This is a genomic window from Enterococcus sp. BWR-S5, from assembly GCF_016745255.1.
Classification (GTDB): Bacteria; Bacillota; Bacilli; order Lactobacillales; family Enterococcaceae; genus Enterococcus_L.
In genome coordinates this window covers 308,100-330,976 of the sequence record NZ_JADOEQ010000002.1, presented here as the reverse complement: position 1 = coordinate 330,976, position 22,877 = coordinate 308,100, and the positions used below count along the sequence as shown (strand labels likewise).

The following is a 22,877-nucleotide window of genomic DNA, read 5'->3' as shown; positions in this document are numbered from 1 at the left end:
GCTGGTCCTGAAAAGGGTCAGCTGTTTCTTGCTTCATGGACTTCTCTGTCAAAGGGACGTATATACGTACAGGTGTAGTCAATGGCAGTAATTTCACTATATTCAAAAACGCGACCGTCCTTCAGCAAGCATCGATTTTGAATTAGCATGGCTGGCGTTCCTCTTTTGCATAGCAGCAGTTCTGCTTGATTCCTTGTTATCGATGTAGGGGTATAGCTGGTGATATAGTGAGAGATTTGATAACCTTTCTTTTCAACATATTCTTGAATCGAATGCTCAATGTGCTTTTTTGAGAGATCAGGAAACAAACGAACCGGCATTTTCGATTGCTCGATTTGCTCAAAAGAATAATCAACGATACGTGCGCGTTCAAACACCCAAATTTCTTCGGGCTTTTGAAATTGAAAAACTTGGGCTTCCTCAGCTGTTGATAAACGTTTTTCAAGGGAAAGCAGCTTGGAGCTGATTCGATTATAGGGTGTTCGAGTCAATGAATTGAAAATCAAAGGATTTTTTTTCAAGCGTTCTTGGATATACATACCAGAGCCCTGTACGGTTCGGATGACACCGATTTCCTGCAGGTTCTTAATCGCTTCTTGAATCGTGAAGCGAGAGACCTGATACATAGCGGCAAGTGCTCGTTGGTCCGGAAGTTTTCCATCTTCAAAATGATTTTGATAGATTTTGCTTAAAAGATCCTGAACAATGAAATCTCTTTTTTTCAAGGGGTTCCCTCCTTCGTCCTCTTTAGTATAAGTGGAATTTAACGGCTGTCAATAGAGGGATGGGAACTGTGTAGTGCGTGCCTCTGGGGTTACTCGAGGCACCGTGTGACACTTGGCCCGCTTTTTTCCCCGCCGTTTATTTGGATATGAGCATGCAAAAAAGGTCTGGGAATTGATTATATCCCAGACCTTTTTGGTATAGCTAATTAACGCTTGTCTTCATCCAGCAGGTTATCCAGCTCAACAACTTTGCTGTACTCTGCGATTTTTGAGATGCCGATAACCTTGTCTAAATCGATAACGAAGGCAATCCCATTGCCCGGCTGACAAATTTTCATCTCAACACTTAATGCATCCAGCACTTTGTTTGTCAGTGCTTCCGGCACTAGTGTCAGGACGATGTCTTTTTCCGGTTCGATTTCAATGCCAAGGAAACGTCCGGCATCATGCACACCGGCACCTCTTCCGTGAAGAATTGTACCACCGGAGGCTCCGGCTCCCTTGGTAATATCAATAACATCTGATCCGCTGCCGCCGTCAACAATCGTTACGATCAGCTCTAGATTTAATGCAACTAGTTTTTTCATCTTTTTATCCTTCTTCCTCCAATAATTTTTGTCTCTCCAGTTTTTGTTTTTGGTCACGGTCATCTTTCAGCTTGTAAATATAGCCCAGTACAAGCGTAGAGAGAATAGGCGCAAGGGCAATCATTGCCACTACTCCGAATCCGTCAACCAAAGGATCACGGCCGTCAATTTGTCCGGCAATCGCAACACACATGGATAAGATGAATGTGGAGCACATCGGGCCAGTTGCTACACCGCCATTATCAAATGCCATCGCCAAGAACATTTTATCGACTTTTCGTCCTAAAAGAAAGACCAAAATGTATCCGGGAATCAAAAAGTAGTAAAGAGAGAAGCCGGCTAATAAGCGCCACATAGATAAACCGACAGCGGCTCCAACACCGACAGAAACGAAAAGCAGCATAATTTTACTACGAATTCGTCCTTCACTGATGTTTTCGATTTCTTTAACCATTACATGGATTGCCGGTTCAGCGAAGCCTACCAGAAAGCCCATCAGGAAGCCTAAAGGAATGAGAATATAATTGTTTTCCAGTGCTGCAAGAGACGCACCTAAATGTCGTCCGACAGGAACATAAGCGATGTTTACGCCATGAAGAAATAGGATGAGGCCGACGACTGTAATGCCAAAACCAATCATGATTTTAGCGAAGCGGCGCTTTCTTAGCTTGAAGCTTGTGAAGTTTAAGAGAATGAAGATGATGATGATTGGCGAAACGGCCATCAACACCTCTTTGGTTACAGTCCCCAGACCTGTAAACAGTCTGGCTTGAATCGTATTAAAATTCATCGGAAGATAACCCCCAATGCCATAACAGCCAGAATAGGTCCCAGTGAGGCAACGCCCACCATGCCGAAGCTGTCATTTTCATGTTTGTTTTGCTTGATCATCGAAGTGACTCCGATTGCCAGTGAAAGAATAAATGGAACGGTGATAGGTCCGGTTGTTACGCCGCCTGAGTCAAAGGCGATTGGCATAAATTCGGGACTGGTGAAAAATGAAGCGATTAGAACGAATAAGTAACCAATCAGCATCATTTTGTAATAAGAAAATTTAAAAACAACACGTAACAGTGCCAGTGCCAGAAATATTCCTGTACCAACGCTGACGACACCCAGAATCAGTGTCCGTGAAATCGCCCCTTCAGAAATTTCGTTGACCTGTTGCCCCAGAACTTGTACGGATGGTTCGGCAATTGTGATTACGATACCAATCAAAAATCCCAAACCGAGAATAATACCCAGATTTTTTTTCTTGACCATAAATTTTCCGACAAGCTCACCAACAGCCATCATAGAGTGATCTGCACCAAACAGAAACAGTGCCATTCCAATAATCATAATTCCGGCACCGAAAAGAAAGACAACCAAGTCTTCTGTCGGTAATGGTGCAAATGCAAAAGACAAAATGACAATCAGTACAGTCATTGGCGTAATAGCCATTAGAACGTCTTGAAAAGATTTTCGCATGTATCCTCCCCCTTAAATAATTTAGTGTACATTTTTAGTATAACCTAAAATAAATGTAAATAGGGACTTGACTTCCGATTGTTACCTAATGTTAAAATAGAAACACGGAAAAGAACGTACGTTCTTTTATATTCTTTTTGAATCGAATGATGGTGGAAGGGGCTCGATTGATTTCTCAGTATGGATGTTTGTTTTCCTGAGAAATAAAACAAGATATTCGTAAGAAAAAAAGGGATACCGTATACTTAATTAATGAGAATTTTAGAATGTAGATAGAAATTGAGGTGGAAAAATGATTGAATTTCAACATGTATCGAAAGAATATGGAGGTCAGAAGGTATTGGCAGAATATGATCTTTCGATTCAAGATGGAGAATTCTTTGTATTGGTCGGTCCCAGCGGAAGCGGGAAGACGACAACGTTAAAAATGATTAATCGGCTAATTGAGCCGACAGATGGGGATATTTATTTTGACCATAAACGAATCATTGACTATGATTTGAAAGACCTGCGCCTGCGAATTGGGTATGTGTTACAGCAGATTGCGCTATTTCCCAATATGACGGTTGCCGAAAATATTGAGCTGATACCTGAAATGAAGGGCTGGAAAAAAGAAGAGCGTACTGAACGAACGAAAGAGCTTTTGACGAAGGTGGGACTTTCCCCGGAGGAATATATGAACAGGAAGCCGGCAGAGCTTTCCGGTGGTGAGCAGCAGCGAATTGGTATCCTACGGGCAATTGCTGCAAAGCCGGATATTATTTTGATGGATGAACCCTTCAGTGCACTGGACCCGATTTCCAAGGGACAGCTGCAAATGCTGATTAAGGAGCTGCACAAGGAGCTGGCCAGTACAATCATTTTTGTGACCCATGACATGAATGAAGCACTGCTTCTTGGCGATCGTATCTGCATTATGAAGGATGGAGCCATTGTTCAAGTCGATACACCAGAGCAAATTAGAAAAGCGCCTAAAAATGACTTTGTTGCGCAATTCTTCAAGCATGATACACCAAGCTTGGCGGATTATCAGGTAGCTGAGCTACAGCGGAGAAGATTGCTGGAACCTGGTGTTAGTGAGAGTGGCGCAAAAGTAACTCTGGACACGCCGTTATCCGAGGTGGTTCATCTGCTGACAGAAGAAGCGACAGTAACCGTTGTTTCGCAGGAAAGTGACTATTGGGTTATTACATCTCAGACGATTGTACGTTTCTTGAAGGAACAAATGGAAGCAGGTGAGCCGCTAAATGACTAATCTGATAGAAACCTTTACATCCAGACAGGATGATTATGTCCAAGCATTAGTAGAGCATATCCAGCTGTCATTGCTATCGTTACTGATTGCGATTTTGATTGCCATTCCGATTGCTATTTTACTGACAAAATACAAAAAAATTGCTGAAGTGGTTTTACAGATTACAGGGATTTTTCAGACGATTCCTTCTTTGGCACTGTTGGGCCTGCTGATTCCGCTGATAGGTATCGGAACACCGCCGGCAATTATTGCGTTGGTGATTTATGCGCTGTTTCCTATTTTACAAAACACCTATACCGGATTGACTGAAATTGATCCATCCTTAGAAGAAGCTGCTGAGGCTTTTGGTATGACAAAAAAGGAAAAGCTGGTAAAGTTTGAGCTTCAGTTGGCCTTGCCGTACATTGTTTCCGGTATTCGAACAGCAGCAGTAATGATTATCGGTACAGCCACCTTGGCAGCATTGATTGGTGCCGGCGGTTTGGGAACCTTCATTTTGCTGGGGATTGACCGCAATAATATCTCGTTAATTTTGATTGGTGCAATTTCTTCTGCCTTATTGGCTGTTCTATTCAATTATGGTATTCATTTACTGGAAAAAGCCAGTGTGAAGAAAATTGTTGGTTCCTTTGTTTTACTGTTGGTTCTGTTGGTTGGTTCTTTTGCATATTCCAGCTATGATGGACAGCAAAAAACATTGACGATTGCCGGGAAGCTGGGGGCTGAGCCGGATATCATCATCAATATGTACAAAGAGCTGATTGAAGAAAACAGTGATGTCCATGTTGAGTTGAAACCGAATTTCGGTAAAACCAGTTTCTTATATAATGCGTTGAAGTCAGGAGAAGTTGATATTTATCCGGAGTATACCGGAACCGTATTGGAGACCTTTATTTCAGAAAATACAAATACATCGAATGATCCAAGAGAAGTGTATGAATATGCGAAAAAGGAAATTGCCAAGCAAGACAAGCTGGCTTATCTGGAACCGATGAAATTTCAGAATACCTATGCGGTTGCTGTGAAACGAAGCTTTGCAGAAGAGCATAACCTGAAAACAATTGAAGATTTGAAGGGGATTGCCAGTCAGCTGAAAGCTGGATTTACTCTTGAATTTATTGATCGAGATGATGGGTACAAAGGGATGCAGGAATTGTATGGACTGAATATGTCTGTTCAATCAATGGAGCCGTCATTACGCTACCAAGCAATCAATAATGGGGATGTCAATATTGTTGATGCCTACTCCACAGACAGCGAACTGAAGCAGTATGATTTGGTCACTTTGGAAGACAATAAGCAGCTGTTTCCGCCTTATCAGGGAGCGCCTCTTATTAGAGAAGAAACACTGAAAGAGTACCCTGAGCTGGAAGAATGGTTATCACCGTTGTCAGGAAAAATTACGGAAGAAGAAATGAGCGAAATGAATTATCAGGTTAATGTAGAAGAAAAAGACCCGCAACAGGTTGCTCATGATTATCTAGTTGAAAATAAGTTAATTAAGGAATAATCGCTGTTCCGTTGATAATCTGAAATTACGACAGAAATAAAGACTAATATAGTAATCGTGTGAAGCATTGCCAAGCTGCATAAACATAAGCAGTTTGAGGGCGATGCTTTATTTTTTTGGTATCATTAAATTAATTGTTCTTTTTAGTAATATTTATATATCTTTAAGTTGGTTTATTTGTTATTATTCTTGTTAAGAAATAATAATTTGGAGGGATTGGATGAAAAAGAAGTTATTAATCACAGCAAGCTCAGCTTTAATTTTGGGGAGTGTTATTGGCACTGTCACGGCAGCAGCGGAGCAAAATCCGTATCAGGAAATTAATGAAGGGGTATTTCTTGTGGGGGAAGATACGACAACTACTTTTCCGGATGCAACGATTCAAGAAGGCAGTGCGTCTTCATTGCTGGAGCGTGCAGCAGCAATGACTGAGGGAGAGAAACAGGAGATTTCCGGTTATCTGGAGCAATATGTAGAGGGCTATACTGGGAAAAATCCATTGGGGAGAAGTATTATGGACAGCATCCTTGATCGCGTGGTGATTGAGCTGGCCTTTGATTTTGGTTTCAAAAGAGAGGACACCTTGTATTCCATGATTGCAGGTTCGAATACAGCAGGAAATGAAGCTGATTTAGCGCCTTATGTGGAATGGTTCAACGGTTTGATAAATACATCTGAGCGCTATCAAACGGCTTATGAAGCACCGACAGAAAATGATATCACCCTGTATTCTCGCTATATCGATAATGGGGCTGACCAAACGGTTATTGTTCATAATGGGTATCGAGCGGGGCAGAATAGTATGCTGGCACATGCCAAGATGTTTTCTGATATGGGCTACAATGTGCTGATCCCTGATATACGTGCACACAACAATAGCGAAGGTTCGTATATTACATTTGGTCATTATGAGAAAGACGATTTAAATGGCTGGATTAATCAAGAGATACAAATGAAACCGGACCAGAAAATTGTTTTGGCTGGTGTTTCAATGGGAGCCGCAACGACAATTCTCTCGCAGCAGACAGCACATCCAAATGTCATTGCCTATATTGCGGATTGCGGTTATTCATCAGTTGAACAACAGTTTAAAGACACCTTGGGGCTTATTTCCCAATTTCTTAGCTCAAATGCGATGTTTGAGAATTATGATTGGAAAGGCCGAGAAGATAAATTAATTCAGAAGCTGAATGATGAAAAAACAAAACCGATTTTAGGGATGGATATTTATAGCGTATCACCACTTGAGGCAGTCGATGATACAGGGGTTCCAAAACTATTTATCCACGGTGATGCAGATAGCTTCATTCCGCAGGCAGCACAAGAGCTGTTATATGATAAAGCAATTGGCTATAAGGAAAAACTAACTGTTGCCGGCGCGGGACATGGTGTGTCAATAGCTGTTGCTCCTGAACAATATGTTGCAACCGTTCAATCCTTTTTAGAAACAAGTGGAAAATTGGAAACAAAGCATCCTGAAATAGCTGCTGATGTTAATTTGTTGGCGAACCCAATGTTTGCAGCAACAAATACACAGTTAAAAAATTGGGCGGTTAGCGTGGATAACCAACACTTCAGCTCAGCTCCGTTAGGGAAAAATGAAATCGGCGAGTTTGTTCTGAAGAATGAGCTGGTGACTGCTGTTCCAGTCGGAGAAAGCTTACGTATTTACAGTAGAAATTATCATAATTTTGGCGTAGTAGGACAAATGATTCCTGTAAAAGCCGGTGAAACCTACGAATTGTCCTTCTCCGCTTTGAATGACACATATTCTTTAGCGACGTATCCGAATGTGACCTACAGCCTAGGCGCCGAAACAAGAGATGAAGCCTTGAAGGGAACAAAGAAGCAAAAGAAAAATTTGGTCTATCAACCGCAGGAGGATGGAGAAATTAGAGCAGCATTAGGAGCGAAGCTGGGCTATAAGCTGTTTTTCTCAAAGGATTATGCTCTTACATTGCTTTCAGAGCCGAAGGTCATCAATACAGACCGTACCCCACCAGTCGCTGCAACAATCACGAATATTCTTGAGACAAATGACGGCTGTGTTGTACAGGGGACAGGTGAAAAAAATACCGAAATAATTATTGAAAACGCAGATGGCACGCTATTGGCTGCTGCTTCAACAGATAGTCAAGGCGCATTCCAGATAACTATTCCTAAAGGTCAGGAGAAACTCGTTCATCTGATTAACAAGGATTATAAGGGCAACAAAAGTGAATCTAAGGTGATTGTTTTCAAATAGTTAACAACGCAGGACAAGGTCGAGAGACTGATTGTCCTGCGTTTTTTTCAGCAGTATGGAAAAGTTTCATTTTCTGAATATAAAATTATTTGACTGTTAGCACCTTTTAAATAGGATGAAGCATTTACTCTGTTTCTATCAAGCATCCTATCAGATCGAAATGCTCCAACAATCCATAAAGGAACCTTATTTGAAATATTTCATGAAGGATTTTCGCTTATTTTGAACTTATTTTTTTTGATATATAATCCAAATCAGCCAAAGCATATTTTACATCCTCTTTTAACTCAGGGGTATCACTAAATTTTTCAATATATTTTTTGTAAGTTTGATTCCCGGAATACCCCAATATAGTTAATAACCCTGAAATTTCTACCACACTAAAATCATCAATATTTTTCGCTATTTCGCTCAAGTCACCTGTCAAGCATACAGCAACAATGTGGTATAGAGGAATGAGTGCGCAAATTGCAAGATACCTTAAATCAGTATCTGTCTCAAATAGAATATACTTAATCAATTGATTAGCGAGTTCAGGGGCAAGTTCAATTTCTTCCTTTGATGGATAGTCGTAATATATTGGGATATCGGTTAAAAAATCTTGTTTCTGATTAAATGTAGCTTTTGACGAAAATAAATTTTCTGCACGTTTTATTAAGTCCATTCATTTCTCCTTCATTGTAGAATTATTTTAATAAATCAAAATATATGATTGATTTATCTATCTTTACTCTTTTTTGTCATGGGGCTGTGGAATATATGGATAAGGTGAATTCCATATATGCACAGGTGACTGAATTGGAATATGAGTTCCATTCACTAATGCAGGATTATAACTTGGACTGTTCGGGTTAAAAACATTACTTCTAACCCAATTTCCTGTTTGCGGATCAAAATAATTCTTTCCTTGTTTAATCCTCGTTACCCATCCTTTTCCGGCATTATTAGCTGAAGATACAGAGGAATCTTTTCCATGAGCTTCCATAAAATACTTTGTTCCATTTTTTGATGTCCAATTAAACTTTCTTCCTTCTTTAATCGTTTGGCTAGGTTTAAAAGTACTTTCATTAGCATTTTTAGGTACTCGATTTATAGCATCCTCATACGTTGAGCCCTTAATATCTGAAAAATCACCTGAACCAGTTTTTTTATAATTAATACCAGTTGCTTTATACACACGATTCATAGCTATAAACGAACCTGCCATTCCAAAAGCATTTGCCCAATTTTGAGCTGTCAAGTGGTCTGTCCCAAATATGTCTTTACTGATTGTATAGCCAATATTAGATCCAATCACGCCTCCGCCATATCCAGCTGCAGCAGTTACAGCGCTTCTTCCGGTTCCTATTATAACAGCCTTTGTAACAGATGTACCTGCAGATTGCGCCATATTTACCGCATTACCAATAGGAATCATTGATCCTGCTACAAAAGTTGCAGTAAAGCCAAATGCATCATAAGCTTTCTGATTCCCCATAAATACTGTATCTCTTAAAGGATTAAAAGCAAAAGTTGTTGCATCTCCTTGAGAACCATAATAAATATGCTGTCCTGCTTCGGTTAAATTTGATACACCATAAGCGACTGAAGCACTTCCTGCAATCCAAGCAGTTGCTACAATTGGTGTTGCCATACCAGCTGTCGCTACGATAGCAACCGTTCCCACAAGTACAGTAGCAATAGCTCCTATTGCTTGCCAGATCCCTTGATTCGCTCGTTCCTCTGCTGCTTCTTTTTCTAATTGTGCAAACCGTTGTTCATCTCGCCCAGCAGCATCCTTTATCTTATTCTCCAAACCAGCTCGCCTAGCCTGTGAATTAGCATAAGCTGTGTTTAATTGCTGTGCTACAGGGATATCAGCAATGGCACCAGACTGGTATTGGATAGCTACTGACTTAGATTGTCCCATATACGAAGAAACAAGACCTTCAAAAGATGACAATAGCTCTTTGAACGAGGTTAAATCGTTAGAAGCATGTGTGTGTTCACAAGTACCAACATCTTCTCTCAGAGTTGTGATCGAGTGAATCAGCTCACCGTAGCCATTATCTATACTTAAATCATTAGGACCATATTCAGAAATCAAATCTGAAATTGTATCAACAACACTTTTTAAATCTCCTACTTCACTTTGAAACCCGTTCTGTGAATTTGGAAAGAAAGACAAGAGAGAGTCAAAGGTCGCTTCATCTAATTCTGCATGTAAATCATTATCTAACTGAAACAATTCATCTTTGTATAATAGAAATCGTACCTGATATTCTGTGATCAATTCACTGATACTTGCTAGCAGAGTACCGTGAACTTCTTGTAGATAGGCTTTCATACTATCCGCAGCTTTTCCTTTTAAACTGGGAAGGTTTGTAAAAGTCGTTACTTGTTCAGCCAATTTGCTCAGTGTTTCACCACACTTATTAAAAGACTGACTTGTTGTGACATGAATGTTTGTTACATCGTCAAAACAAATGCGATAGCTCATTTTTTCACCTTCTTTATTTTAGTAATTGGTTATCTGTTTCGACTAATGCCTCTCCTGCTTGTCGAATCATAGCCAAATCACGTACTAGTAAATTTTGATAATTAGTGAGTGCTTTTTTTAACGTATCATATTGCTCTTTGTATTGAGTAATTGTCTGAGAGTCAGATTGATAATCTGGAAACGTTTCGATTCCAGAAACTAATTCTGAGGCACTCGTTTGCATTCCTGAAACGGCTGCCAAAAACATAACTTCATCAATTTGTATTGTGCCAAACATAGAGAACCTCCTCTTTTAAAAATGAAATAGTTTTTCCAGCTCATTTCCGATACTGTTCAAACTATTCTGTAGCCAGCCAATTACGCCACCCGTCTCATTTGCTTCGTTTTCCAACCTAGTAATCTCATCACAAATCGCGTCATAGAGACGATCCACACCGTTATAATAGGTTTTATAATGATTATCCAGAGCAGACATATTTGTTTCAAATGTATCTTTCTTTGTACCTTTCCAAGCATCTTGATCTTTCTCTTTAGAGACAATACTTTTTAGTGTGCCAATATTTCCTTGAATCGTATTGACATTCTTTTTTGCTTTCTCCAGACGCTCCAGTTTTTCTTCTATCGCCAATTTATCTGATTTTGCTTGACTTAGTTCAGCCTGTTGTCGACTTTTTTGACCTTGTAAGTAAGAAATCTCTGCATCATTTTTTCCCATCTGACTACACCTCTTTTTGTTGCAACTGGTAGACATTTCCTTTTGGAATATCTGACTCCTTAATAGCAGCAGCTAAATTCTCTAGCATCAATTCATTCTCATCATTGACATATCCTTCATGAACAGTTTTTTGAATATCCTCGTGGTTAAAATAAATAAGACTATCGCCAAGCAACCCTTCTGGATATAAACAAGCACCATAATCGAAGTAGAGAGGATGTCTTTCCATAACCGTTGCAACACCTCTTGCAATGACCATCAGTTTCTTGGTGTTTCCTTTAACGATGCAAATTGTTCCCAATGGTAAAAATTCTGTCGTTTCCATAGTGATCTCTCCTCAAATATATTAATCAAATACCTTGCATTGATTTTTAATGATTACGTTTATATAATCATTATGTTTATTTAATGATACCAAAAGTTATTCGGGCAATCTATAAAATTTGTGAAAATACAACTATCTAATGTTTATCTTAGTTGACTATTAAATTTTATTTACCTTATATATGTAAGATAAAATAATATATATGGAGGTTTCTACATGAAAATGCAACAGAAAAGCCAAGCGAGAGATAACGACAACTGACCAGAACGCACAAATTCCATATCACTTGCTAAACAACTAGCTAAGCAAGATAAGTCAATTACCTTACAGATGCCACCATTTAAGACCTTACAAACAGCGCTATAAAAACATACTAAGATTAGAGAGCATAGATTATGTCCCGCTTTCTCTTACTTATATAGCTTTTTTTTACAGCAGTATGTGGCACTCTTATTCTTGAGAATTTTGTTTCGCAGTGTTTCATTTGCATATCTCTGTGATTTTATTCAGAATAGAAACGAAGGTTTTCTGAGAAATTGATAAAAAGAGTAAAATTTACCAAAAAGGACTGATTTTTTTGAAGACTTTCGCTATAATGTAAGAAAATACTAAACAGGAGCGGTGTAGATGAAGAAAACAGAGCGCCAGCGATTGATTCGACAAATTATTACTGAAAATGAGATAGAGACACAGGAAGAGTTGATTGCACGTTTAGAAGCTGCCGGTGTGAAAGCTACGCAGGCAACAGTTTCCAGAGATGTACGAGAAATGAGTATTGTGAAAATACATGGTTCCAATGGCCAAGTAAAGTATGCTATTTTTTCTCAAAAAAAGACGGATAGTCAGGAAGATAAGCTAAAAGAATCAATCAAGGATTCAGTGATTCGGATTGAACGAGTGCAGTTTACTGTGATTGTGCATACGGATATGGGTAGAGCAGATGTTGTAACAAATTTTTTAGATATGGTTAATTACAGTGAAGTTGCAGGAACGGTTGCAGGTGTAGACACCATTATTATCATTTCCCGTTCAGAGGAAGAAGCAGAGGTACTTGTTAAGCGCTTTGAAGCAATGATGAGAAACGAGTAAGCCGGCAGTAGAAAGACCTTATAAAATGAATAGACAGTAGATAAAAATGATAGAAAAAATGAAGGGAGTTTTTGTTACATGGATTTGAAAGCGTTACAAAATGGATCGGATTTTCGGGGAATTGCTGTAGATACAGAGGAGTATAAAGCCAATCTGACTGCGGAACAGGTAAGAAAAATCGGCGTTGGCATGATTCACTGGCTGAGAGATCAAAAACACTTAGCCGAAAAACAGGAAGCAGGACAGCTGCGCATTGGTATCGGCCATGATAGCCGAATCACCGCTGATAGCTTAAAACAGGCGCTGATTGACTGCTTTTCAGCGCATCAAATTCATGTAATGGATTTTGGTTTAGCTACGACACCGGCAATGTTTATGGCTACTCAATTTCCGCAATATGACTGTGATGCAGCAATTATGATTACTGCCAGTCATCTTCCATACTATTTCAATGGTCTGAAGCTGTTTACAAAGATCGGAGGAGCGGAGAAGGAGGATATTGCTTATATTGCGGCAGAGAGTGATGCACCGTTGGCTGAAGGTCCTGGAAGCGTGGAGAAAACAGAGATTTTGACCGCGTATGCTGCCGATATGGTGGAAAAAATTCGCCAAGGGATGAAGACGACAGAAGCGGCTCCTTTAAAAGGATTTCAGATTGTTGTTGATGCGGGGAATGGTGCGGGAGGATTTTTTGCTGAGAAGGTGTTGGCTGCATTGGGAGCGGATACAACAGGTTCGCAGTTTTTAGAGCCGGACGGCACGTTTCCTAATCATATTCCTAACCCGGATAACAAAGAAGCGATGGAGAGTATTCGTCAGGCTGTGCTGACCAATCAAGCGGATTTAGGTGTGATTTTTGATACAGATGTGGATCGTTCAGCAGTTGTGGATCGGACAGGAGAAGTAATCAATCGCAACAATCTGATTGCTGTACTGGCTACGATTGTTTTAGAAGAGTACCCGGGCAGCAGTATCGTGACAAATTCTCCAACATCAAGTCACCTGAAAGCTTTTATTGAGGAAAAAGGCGGGCAGCAGGTGCGTTATATTTCAGGATATCGAAATGTTATTAATAAGATGATTGATTTGAACAAGGAAGGAATCGAAACGCCGTTAGCAATTGAAACAAGCGGCCATGCGGCATTTAAAGAAAATTATGATTTAGATGACGGTGCATACGTGATAGCTAAGCTGTTGATGCTTTTACCTAGATTGAGAGAGGAAGGGCGGTCACTTGGCGAGTTGATTGCTGATTTGCAGCAGCCTGCTGAGACACAGGAGATTCGGTTCAAAATCTTAGCTGAAAATGTTCGTGCGTATGGTGAGCAGGTAATTCAAGACATCGCTGCTTTTGTTGATAAAACAGAAGGAATGGCAATTGACCCGGAGAACCATGAAGGCGTTCGTGTAGATGTCTCTGGAACCTATGGCAGCGGATGGTTTTTATTGCGGATGAGTCTCCATGAACCGCTATTGGTGCTTCAAGTAGAAAATGATGTGGAAGGGAAAAATCGATTCGTCTTCGAACGACTGAAGACCTTCTTTCAATCTTATGAAGAATTGGACCAAACGAGCCTGATTCAGTTGTTATCAAATTAAAGTATTTTCTTTATTTTATAAAAAGTTGTCTTTTTGTAAAATAACTCTTTCTTTTGAAAAGGCATTGTTTTATAATGTTTAATAGAGGAGGGATTTTATGAAGAAAATCAAATATGTAATTGCTGGATTAGCATTATGTGGGATGTTTACTTTGTTTCAAGCTGACCAGGCAGAGGCGACAGTCGTGGATACAGATGCCGTAGCTGCCAGCCGAGGCTTTGGGTACTACCCGGATGCACCAAGCTATGAAAAAACAACGAAGATTTACTTCTTTAATGTCAGCTGGGCACCTACAAAGCTAGGGTTTGGGGACATTAAAAATGGGTACCTGTACATGGGGACTTTAGAGCGTCAGCAGTATATGCCGCTAAGCTCCGGCCCAGGCTATATCACGTACAGTGGTACAATGAACGCATATAGAAAGCTATACTAAAAATTGTTGTTCGTTGCTTTAACAATAGACAGTCCTATTGAGAAGCCCCTGACGAACAGCTCGAAAAAAAGTTCTATGTCAGTCCATATAAATCAATACTATATGAATAACAGTCAATGTTCAAAATTTACTTTTATACAGTACTAAAAAGAGGAGGCATCTAGTCAGTGCTTCCTCTTTTTTGTTGTTGAAAGCTAACTATTGTTGCTCTGAATAACTGCTCCAAAATTGACTGAATTTTTCACTGGACATTTTGCCGCAAAGAAGATACGTGGTTTTTTTATTGGGCAGCGATTTTGTTTCAATCTCTATAGGATAATAGGTGGTCCGTCTTCTCCTGTGTCTTCGAACAACTTTATGCCCGAAATGGACAGAGTTGTGGTCAAGGTCGTAGGTTTTTCTACGCAGACCTAGGAATTTGCTGGCAGTTAATTTATTTTTTTCGAGATAGAATGTGGTATAGGGGGCTAAAAAAATTATCAAGGCTAAGAGGATCCCGATGGGGTAGACAAGCCCAAAGAATAGCAAAGATAGTGTATTGTTCTGAAAATGATTGATGACTGAGAAAATAGCGATGAATGAAATCATACTACAGCTTAGTACAAGAGGGATGTGCGTAATTGTTATTTTTTTCATTATTTGGTGATACTCCTATTGTTTTTCCTCTATTATAGCATAATATATCTTACCTATTGTGATTGCAATAATGAGCTGAGGCGCACCAACAGAAAAAAATCTGAGATAGACTTTCCTATCTCAGACGAATCGCTCAGTCTAGCATAAAATTACCATAAACCAGGTAAAGACTGGACAATAATTTCTTCTTTTGTAAAGGGATGCAGCAGATGCAGTTCATAGGCATGGAGCATTAAACGCTTAGCGGAGGTTCTTCCGTACAATGGGTCACCGACGATAGGGAAACCTTCGTTGCTTAAGTGGACACGAATTTGGTGTGTTCGACCGGTATCAAGTGTACAGAAAACAGCTGTTTGATTGTTTTGCTGGTCATAAGATACTTTTTCCACATGAGTGACCGCATGCTTCCCTTTTTTCGGATCAACAACATATTTGCGACGATCGTGGCGATGTCGGCCTATGCTCTTATTGATGGTCCAAGAGGGCCGCTCTATTTTTCCGGAAACAATTGCTTGATACCGTCTATAAATCTTTTTCTGCTCCAGCATTTGACCAACTATCGGCAAAACGAACGGATTCTTTGCGAAAACGATACAACCGCTTGTTTCTCTATCTAATCGATGAACGACATAGGGAAATTGTCCCTTGGGAGTAAGATACCCAGCCAGCTGATTTAGAAGTGTATCGCGTTCTTCCGGTTCATTGGGGTGGGTTTTCATACCAATCGGCTTGTTCACAATAATTAAATGTTCATCTTCAAACAAAATAGTAAGCAAAGAAGGATCACCAATATGTATATTAGGAGTAGGATAGTCCTCCTGTTCAAAATGTAATGAGAGGGTATCTCCTGCCTTCACCGGTAAGTGGAAGCGGACTGCCTGCCCGTTGACCATGACATTTTTTCTTGTGCGTAGAAAATGCCTGACTTTTCTAGGGACCAGCCAGTCCTTTTCCAGCAGCTCATCTATAGTCGTTTCTTGAAAGTTATCTGGTAATTGGATTGTGATATCCATCGTTTTTCTCGCCCCAGTTCTTTTAGCATTTTAAGAAAAATTCTTCTGCTTTAGTGTAGCAGATAAACTAAAAATAAGGAAATTGCGCTTGTCTGAGTGCCTTTAGCTCTTTAAAGCAAAAAAATACCCGTCCTTTGGGGGAGGACGGGAAAAGGAGTTAAAAATGAAAAAGTGTTGTGTTAGGGTTGTCTGCTTAAATGTGTTCAAACATTTAAACTAATTTGTTGGTATGTCTATATAATACAAAGCAAATGTGAATTTTTTATGTAGGATTTTTTTCAAAAGTGTAAACTATTTCCTAATGAAAGCTTAAGAACAGACAGATTCCTTCATCCAGTGAGAGGTATCGCAGCGTTGTAGCATAAATAGGTATGACGAAAAGGATAAACAAAATTGAGGATATCTGTGAAATGAATGGAAATTGAAGCTGCCTACAATAGCCCAAAAAGACAGCTGCAGCATTAGTCGAAAATCCAATATGCAGATTGAATTTTATTTTTTATAGATATAGAGAACAAAAAAATACCCGCCCTTTGGGGGAGGGCGGGAAAGGAGTTAAAAATGAAAAAGTGTTTGTTAGGGTTTGTTTTATTGGTATGAGTTAACTATACAATCAAGTTGTGAATTTTTTGTGTAGGAAACATTTTGAAAATGTAAAAGATTCCTTAACGAAAAGATAAGGAATCTACAATTGTATCCATTTAGTTGTGAATGTCTGGAGGCAAATGGTACACCAATCCTTTTGTATAACGATAGTCGTGGACCTGCATGCAAACACTTTTTGGTTGTTGCTTGGTTTGTCCGGCAATTTCCATTTAAGAAGCCGGAGAAAGATGAAACAGATTCAAGCACATACATTGATGTTCTTACTTATCTAGTTGATTTTTCAGCCATACAAGGACATGCTTTATTTCCTCATTCCAATAGTGCCAATCATGAGAACCTTTTGATGACTTGAGCTGCACGTGAAGGCCTCCTTTTCTAAACAACTTCACTGCTCGTTTATTTGTTTCATAGAAAGGATCTTCTGTGCCGCAAGCCAAGTAAACCTGTGGAATAGGCCTGTTTTCTGCTATCTTCTTTTCTACCAGATGAAATATATCATTACTTGATCCCTTAAAGTGATGTAAGTCTCCGAAAACTCCTTCAAAAAACTCTTTTGACGCAAATTGAAAGGCCTCGTCAAAATGTTCACCATCTACAAGGGCGCCTGATAGACTGGCAATTGCTGAAAAATTATCAGTTCCAAATCCAAGCTTCAGAGCACCGTAGCCGCCAAGTGATTGTCCGGCAGCAAAGGTTTTTTCCGGTGTAGTACTGAGTTGTGGAAAAAATGTTTGGATTGTCTGGGGCAGTTCTTGAGAGATATACTCCCAGTATTTTACGCTATAAGCTGTATCTGTATATGCACCCGATGAGGTTTGGGGCATGATTATCGCAATGTTCATTTTTTCGATATCATACTCAATCGTAGAAAAGCGTGACCAAGCTGTACTGTCACCTCCCAGACCATGAAGGAGATAGACAACTGGTATATCTTGAAGAGGGGTGTTTGGTAAAATACAAACAACTTTTGTGCTTAGGTTGAGCACCTGTGAGTAGTAGCTTAGTTCTATTAATGCCATATTTAACTCCTATTTGTTACAAGATTTTTTATTATCAACTTAACCATCCAACGAATCAGTGACCGTTTACTGTAATGAGCCATTATTTTCGCGGTCATTACACAGCGAAAAACTACACTACCTTTATAGGGACATAATAATCCATTTGTGAATATCCCAAAGCCTCTTGCGCAGTAGGCGGTGTAATCACATTGCCTAATTGTGTGCGGTTTGCATCATGGGAAAAATGGCTATTTCCTTCAATGAACTGCATAATAGCGGCAATAGTGTGCTCATTATTTTCGCCGTCTTTACCACAGGCAACCGCGTATAGACCTCCAGAGAAGTCCACAATATCAAAGGAATCAGGGACTTCCAAACCATCATGGTAGATATAGTACCATACAAAACCGCCTTGACTTTCATCAAACCACAAATAGTCTTGAGGAAATGCTGTTCTCGGCAGTGAGGATAGCCAGTTGTCAAATTCATCCAAAGCTGTATCCCCAAACATTCCACATTTAGATGATACCATCTTGCATTTCGGTAGTTCATAAACTCGTACATTTTCCATTTTATCTTCTCCTTATTAGTCCCATCTATAGGGATTAAAAATTAATTATCGCTGATTCGCTTTAACGCCCAGCATAAAGGTTTCTACTGCATATTCAAAGCTGCTTTCAACGCTGGATTCGTGAGCAAACCCATTGTGACTTTCGATACTGGCAAAGCCGTGAGCTAAGCTGCGGACAGTACGGATGATATGGGATGCCTCCAACTCGTCCATCCCTAAGTGCTCACCAATGTTATATACTACTTGTACTACCTCGGAGAAAAGAGAGTTCGCTTCTACATTCGCTGCAATGTTCATCCATTGAATAGTTTCGTAAAGCCCTGTATGTTCGCGTGCATACAGAATATAGGCGCGTCCCATTTCTTTGAGAGCATCTATACCGGTACACCCTATGACAGCTCGTACCAAGATATCACGTAATTGCTCCATAGCGTAGTGAGAGACTTGTTCGTTAAGCTCGGATAATCCACCAATATGATTATACAAAGATGGAGAACTAACTCCGAGTCTATTTCCGATTTCTTTGAGTGTGACCGCTTCAAAACCATTCTCTTCTGTCATTTGAACTGCTGTCTGTACAATTTTCTCTGCATCGACACCATTTCTTGGCATAATTCACCTCCGTTAATCGAATTAATAAAAAAACTAATGTAATTAATATTTTAAAGAAACTATTGTATAAGTCAAGCTCAATATGTGAACGAACTATACAAAAACTAAGGATAAACCTAAGTAATGGTGGATCGGCGGAGTTTACGTCTATGTATTTTTGGGTGGAATAGTTGAACGAGTATCTTCGTGGAACTATGTGTTTGCGTGAAAGATTATTCAAAATGACATATAAATGAAAATGGGTACTTTGGGTAGGACAACACTGAGGACAAAAAAATACCCGCTCTTTGGGGGAGAGCGGGAAAGGAGTTAAAAATGAAAAAGTGTTTGTTAGGGTTTGTTTTATTGGTATGAGTTAACTATACAATCAAGTTGTGAATTTTTTGTGTAGGAAACATTTTGAAAGTGTAAAAGATTCCTTAACGAAAGACTAAGCTTGCTTTAGTGGAATCGATAGACGATTGAGAAATGTGTGGTGTGGTTTATCTTCAGAAAAATAAACACATCGTGATGAATGGAGCTGGACAAAAAAATACCCGCTCTTTGGGGGAGAGCGGGAAAGGAGTTAAAAATGAAAAAGTGTTTGTTAGGGTTTGTTTATTGGTATGAGTTAACTATACAATCAAGTTGTGAATTTTTTGTGTAGGAAACATTTTGAAAGTGTAAAAATTTCCTTAATGAAACTCTAAGACGGCAGCATTCCTGCTGGGTGATTTCTTTTATTCTCGTTGCCATAGTTGAAATGAGGATAATCAGCCCCTTAAGGAATGGTACTTTCTTGTGGATAAAAAAATACCCGCCCTTTGGGGGAGGGCGGGAAAAAGGAGTTAAAAATGAAAAAGTGTTGTGTTAGGGTTTGTTTATTGGTATGACTATATACTACTCTGAGGTTGTGAATTTTCTATGTGTATTTTTTTGATAAAAAGGAAAAAAACAGTGAGTACAATGTAACGTTTCTTAATAAGAGGTTAAGTAAACTACTGATTGAAGCATTAGCTATAGGAATCGTTAGAAGAAAGCAGCTGAGATAAAATAATCACTTTTACGAGGTATTTTATAGAAGAAAATGATTGTGGTACACTGCTCTGGTTGATACAGGCCAAGCTATAATCAGCCTGTTAGCAAGGGATTGTTTGAGAAAACTTAACATTTTCTACATAAAATCGAAAGGAAATCGTGGTAGAATGAGTAAAACCTCGTTGTGTGCTATTAAAATCATACGGAGGTCTTAGTAATCAACAAATAAATTGTGTTAAAATAGTGAAAATATCTATGTAAGTCCTGCAAAAATTTTCATTCCGTGAAAAGCTTCTATTGCTTACTGGTTTAAGTAATAAACGGCTTGGTATGACTGTCGTTTTTGTAGGCTTTACAGAACACAAAAAGGAGCACTTATGGATTTTAAAGAATTTATGAGAAAGACCGGTTCGGTCATCAAGCGATTCTGGACTTGGCTTAAGCCCTACCTGGTTCGTTTTCACAAATGGAGAAAGCGAATTTGGAAAAAGTATCAGATTAATAAAATTATCGTACTGCTGGCGATGGTTGCTGTATTGGTAACAAGTATTTATTTATTTACACTGGCTAAGGCAGCAAATGTTAAAGCGTTAAAAGAAGGGCTTCAGCAGTCCACAATCATTTATGATAAAAACAATGACGAGGCCGGTAAACTGTTTGGGCAAAAAGGAACCTTTGTTGAGCTGGATCAGATATCGCCTTATATTCAGGATGCAGTTATCTCGACAGAGGATCGAAACTTCTATAGCCACAACGGTTATGACATCAAAGGGATATTTAGAGCATTACTTGGTCGAGTCACGATGGGGAAAATTGTCGGTGGCGGGAGTACCATTACCCAGCAGTTGGCAAAGAATGCCTACCTGACCTTGGATCAGACGCTCGATAGAAAAGCCAAGGAGCTGTTTCTGGCTATTGAAATCGAAAAGAAATATTCAAAGGAAGACATTTTGGCTATGTATCTGAATAACTCTTACTTCGGCAACGGGGTCTGGGGTGTTGAAGATGCGGCGAAGCGTTACTTTGGTGTTAGTGCTTCCGAGGTATCAATTGGTGAAGCTGCGACTTTAGTAGGGATGCTGAAGGGGCCGGGAATTTATAATCCTCTCGACAATTTAGAAAATTCAATCAATCGTCGGGACACCGTTCTTCAGTTAATGGTGGAAAATAACAAGCTAGATCAAGCAACAGCTGACAGTGAAGCTGGTGTTGATATGGCAAGTATCCTCAGTGACGGATACACAGATGCAGATTCTGATTACCGCTATCCTTATTATTTTGATGCGGTAGTTGATGAGGCTGTGGACCGTTACGGGCTAAAAGAGGAAGACCTGTTGACGAAAGGCTACAAGATTTACACTGCTCTGGATCAGAACTATCAGCTGGCGATGGAGCAAACCTATACCAACGATGCACTGTTTCCTCCAAATGCGGAAGACGGTGCGATGGTACAAAGCGGCTCTGTAGCATTAGATCCTAAAACAGGCGGGGTTCAAGCCGTTGTTGGTGCTCGTGGCGAACACGTGTATCGCGGGTTTAACTTTGCGACCCAAACAAAGCGTTCACCAGGGTCGTCGCTAAAACCAATTTCCGTTTATACACCGGCCTTGGAAGCTGGCTATACACCAACCAGTATTTTACAAGACCAATTGCAGGATTACTATCCGGCACAGAACTTCAGTCGGACATTCCAAGGAGAGGTACCTATGTATCAGGCACTTGGTGAAAGTCTGAATGCGCCGGCTATCTGGCTCTTGAATCAAATCGGCTTGGATAAAGGCTTCGAAAAAACCAAGGCATTTGGTATTCCACTAAACGAGGCGGACAAGCGCTATCCACTAGCTCTGGGAAGTATTGAAACTGGGGTCTCGCCGATGGATATGGCAGCGGCTTACAGTGCCTTTGCTAACGGCGGTCAGCTGGCGGAAGCACATTTGATTACAAAGATTGTTGATTCTACAGGAGCAGTCGTTGTTGATAAAACAGATGCTAAGTCAAAGCAGATTATTTCTCAGGAAACGGCGGATGAAATTACCAGCATGCTGTTAGGCGTATTCAGCTCAGGAAGCGGGATTAATGCCAATCCATATGGCTATACAATGGCCGGGAAAACAGGGACAACCGAAACGAGCTTTGATAGTACCAAAACAAATGACCAATGGGTGGTCGGTTATACTTCGGATGTGGTGATAGCTACATGGCTGGGCTACGAAGTGACAGATGAAACCCATTATTTAGAAGGAACCAGTGCCAGCTATGCATCAAGTGTCTTTAATAGTCAGGCCAGCGGGATTTTGCCGAATACACCAAATACACCATTTACAGTGGCTGATGCGTATGCAACAGGCGGAGCCGTAGTGGGAGCCAGTGAAGACGGAACGATAGATGATGGCAGCAATTGGCAAGACAATGTCAAGGATATCGGCGGTCAGGTTCAGGAAGGTGCCAAAAACATTGGCGAGCAAATCAAAGAAGGCTGGAACAATGTCAAGGACGGAGTATCTGATTTCTTTGGCGGACTGGTCGGTGAATAAGTTTTTTTGAAATGCGGAACAGAAGTGTTACAATAAAAGAAACTATTGGAAGAAATGGGGCTAAAAACGTGGCAAACATTTATGATACAGCGAATCAGCTGGAACGCGAATTAAGAGAGATGAAGGAATTTAAAGAATTAACAGAAGCCTATGGTGAAGTGCAGGCGGATGAAGCAGCACACACATTATTCAAGGAATTCCAAGCGTTCCAACAAGAGCTGCAGGAAAAACAAATGCGTGGTGAAGAATTTTCTGAAGCAGATGCTGAGAAAGCACAACAGCTGGCGACAGAGGTTCAAAATACTGCTTTGATTAGTAAAATGATGGAAAAAGAACAGGCATTCAGTATGATTGTTAATGACCTGAACCGCATCATCATGACACCAATCCGTGATTTGTATAGTAACTAATTGAGTGGGAATGAGAAAAAAAGCCTTTAAATCCTTTGTTTTTCA

Annotated in this window: 21 protein-coding genes; 8 read left to right on the top strand and 13 right to left on the bottom strand. The window is 39.9% G+C overall.

The annotated features are described in order from the left end of the window. Positions 1-17 precede the first annotated feature (17 nt). The 4 genes from IW510_RS04155 to IW510_RS04140 all read right to left on the bottom strand — a co-directional run bounded on the left by IW510_RS04155 (position 18) and on the right by IW510_RS04140 (position 2,782). Entirely contained in the window at positions 18-725 is a 708-nt protein-coding gene (locus IW510_RS04155) for a GntR family transcriptional regulator (protein WP_202057193.1), read from the bottom strand. Between the two features lie 206 nt (positions 726-931). Further along, positions 932-1,312: a P-II family nitrogen regulator gene (locus IW510_RS04150; RefSeq protein WP_202057192.1), complete on the bottom strand. Its 381-nt coding sequence runs from the start codon at positions 1,310-1,312 to the stop codon at positions 932-934. A 4-nt stretch (positions 1,313-1,316) separates the two neighbouring features. After that, entirely contained in the window at positions 1,317-2,102 is a 786-nt protein-coding gene (locus IW510_RS04145) for a DUF1538 domain-containing protein (RefSeq protein WP_202057191.1), read from the bottom strand. Further along, on the bottom strand, positions 2,099-2,782 hold the full coding sequence (locus IW510_RS04140) for a DUF1538 domain-containing protein (protein WP_202057190.1): 684 nt from the start codon (positions 2,780-2,782) through the stop codon (positions 2,099-2,101). The genes IW510_RS04145 and IW510_RS04140 overlap by 4 nt, the downstream gene beginning before the upstream one ends. 292 nt (positions 2,783-3,074) lie before the next feature. Between IW510_RS04140 and IW510_RS04135 the strand changes: the two genes are divergently transcribed. From IW510_RS04135 to IW510_RS04125, 3 genes are all read left to right on the top strand, one after another. After that, positions 3,075-4,037, top strand: coding sequence for an ABC transporter ATP-binding protein (locus IW510_RS04135; protein ID WP_202057189.1), 963 nt, complete (start codon positions 3,075-3,077; stop codon positions 4,035-4,037). Continuing rightward, the gene (locus IW510_RS04130) at positions 4,030-5,547 is read left to right on the top strand and encodes an ABC transporter permease/substrate-binding protein (RefSeq protein WP_202057188.1); all 1,518 of its coding nucleotides are present in this window, start codon (positions 4,030-4,032) and stop codon (positions 5,545-5,547) included. The genes IW510_RS04135 and IW510_RS04130 overlap by 8 nt, the downstream gene beginning before the upstream one ends. A 220-nt stretch (positions 5,548-5,767) precedes the next feature. Then, positions 5,768-7,792, top strand: a complete 2,025-nt coding sequence (locus IW510_RS04125; RefSeq protein WP_202057187.1) for an alpha/beta hydrolase — start codon at positions 5,768-5,770, stop codon at positions 7,790-7,792. A 217-nt stretch (positions 7,793-8,009) separates the two neighbouring features. Here IW510_RS04125 and IW510_RS04120 read toward each other — a convergent pair whose 3' ends face one another. The 5 genes from IW510_RS04120 to IW510_RS04100 form a co-directional block, all read right to left on the bottom strand. Then, complete coding sequence (locus tag IW510_RS04120; RefSeq protein ID WP_202057186.1) at positions 8,010-8,456, bottom strand: hypothetical protein; 447 nt, start codon at positions 8,454-8,456, stop codon at positions 8,010-8,012. A gap of 63 nt (positions 8,457-8,519) precedes the next feature. After that, positions 8,520-10,271, bottom strand: a complete 1,752-nt coding sequence (locus IW510_RS04115) for a polymorphic toxin type 30 domain-containing protein (RefSeq protein ID WP_202057184.1) — start codon at positions 10,269-10,271, stop codon at positions 8,520-8,522. Positions 10,272-10,284: 13 nt separating this feature from the next. Further along, entirely contained in the window at positions 10,285-10,548 is a 264-nt protein-coding gene (locus tag IW510_RS04110; RefSeq protein WP_202057182.1) for a TIGR04197 family type VII secretion effector, read from the bottom strand. A gap of 15 nt (positions 10,549-10,563) precedes the next feature. Further along, entirely contained in the window at positions 10,564-10,986 is a 423-nt protein-coding gene (locus tag IW510_RS04105; RefSeq protein WP_202057181.1) for a YwqH-like family protein, read from the bottom strand. 4 nt (positions 10,987-10,990) lie between these two features. Then, the gene (locus IW510_RS04100; RefSeq protein WP_202057179.1) at positions 10,991-11,311 is read right to left on the bottom strand and encodes a DUF4176 domain-containing protein; all 321 of its coding nucleotides are present in this window, start codon (positions 11,309-11,311) and stop codon (positions 10,991-10,993) included. Positions 11,312-11,938: 627 nt separating this feature from the next. On the opposite strand from IW510_RS04100, the gene argR reads away from it, so the two are divergent. The 3 genes from argR to IW510_RS04085 all read left to right on the top strand — a co-directional run bounded on the left by argR (position 11,939) and on the right by IW510_RS04085 (position 14,432). Continuing rightward, the gene (gene argR / locus IW510_RS04095) at positions 11,939-12,400 is read left to right on the top strand and encodes an arginine repressor (protein ID WP_202057178.1); all 462 of its coding nucleotides are present in this window, start codon (positions 11,939-11,941) and stop codon (positions 12,398-12,400) included. A 78-nt stretch (positions 12,401-12,478) separates the two neighbouring features. Next, on the top strand, positions 12,479-13,999 hold the full coding sequence (locus IW510_RS04090) for a phosphomannomutase/phosphoglucomutase (protein WP_202057176.1): 1,521 nt from the start codon (positions 12,479-12,481) through the stop codon (positions 13,997-13,999). Between the two features lie 97 nt (positions 14,000-14,096). Then, a complete protein-coding gene (locus IW510_RS04085) occupies positions 14,097-14,432 on the top strand; it encodes a hypothetical protein (protein ID WP_202057174.1) in 336 nt (111 codons plus the stop codon). Between the two features lie 785 nt (positions 14,433-15,217). Here the strand turns inward: IW510_RS04085 and IW510_RS04080 are convergent. The 4 genes from IW510_RS04080 to IW510_RS04065 form a co-directional block, all read right to left on the bottom strand. Continuing rightward, a complete protein-coding gene (locus IW510_RS04080; protein WP_202057173.1) occupies positions 15,218-16,081 on the bottom strand; it encodes an RluA family pseudouridine synthase in 864 nt (287 codons plus the stop codon). Between the two features lie 866 nt (positions 16,082-16,947). Continuing rightward, on the bottom strand, positions 16,948-17,706 hold the full coding sequence (locus tag IW510_RS04075; protein WP_202057171.1) for an alpha/beta hydrolase: 759 nt from the start codon (positions 17,704-17,706) through the stop codon (positions 16,948-16,950). A gap of 112 nt (positions 17,707-17,818) precedes the next feature. Then, positions 17,819-18,259: a hypothetical protein gene (locus IW510_RS04070; RefSeq protein ID WP_202057169.1), complete on the bottom strand. Its 441-nt coding sequence runs from the start codon at positions 18,257-18,259 to the stop codon at positions 17,819-17,821. 45 nt (positions 18,260-18,304) lie between these two features. Then, complete coding sequence (locus IW510_RS04065) at positions 18,305-18,871, bottom strand: TetR/AcrR family transcriptional regulator (protein WP_202057167.1); 567 nt, start codon at positions 18,869-18,871, stop codon at positions 18,305-18,307. A gap of 1,394 nt (positions 18,872-20,265) precedes the next feature. On the opposite strand from IW510_RS04065, the gene IW510_RS04060 reads away from it, so the two are divergent. Beyond that, the gene (locus IW510_RS04060; RefSeq protein ID WP_202057165.1) at positions 20,266-22,422 is read left to right on the top strand and encodes a PBP1A family penicillin-binding protein; all 2,157 of its coding nucleotides are present in this window, start codon (positions 20,266-20,268) and stop codon (positions 22,420-22,422) included. Positions 22,423-22,490: 68 nt separating this feature from the next. Next, positions 22,491-22,832: a YlbF family regulator gene (locus tag IW510_RS04055; protein WP_202057164.1), complete on the top strand. Its 342-nt coding sequence runs from the start codon at positions 22,491-22,493 to the stop codon at positions 22,830-22,832. The last annotated feature ends 45 nt before the right edge of the window (positions 22,833-22,877 follow it).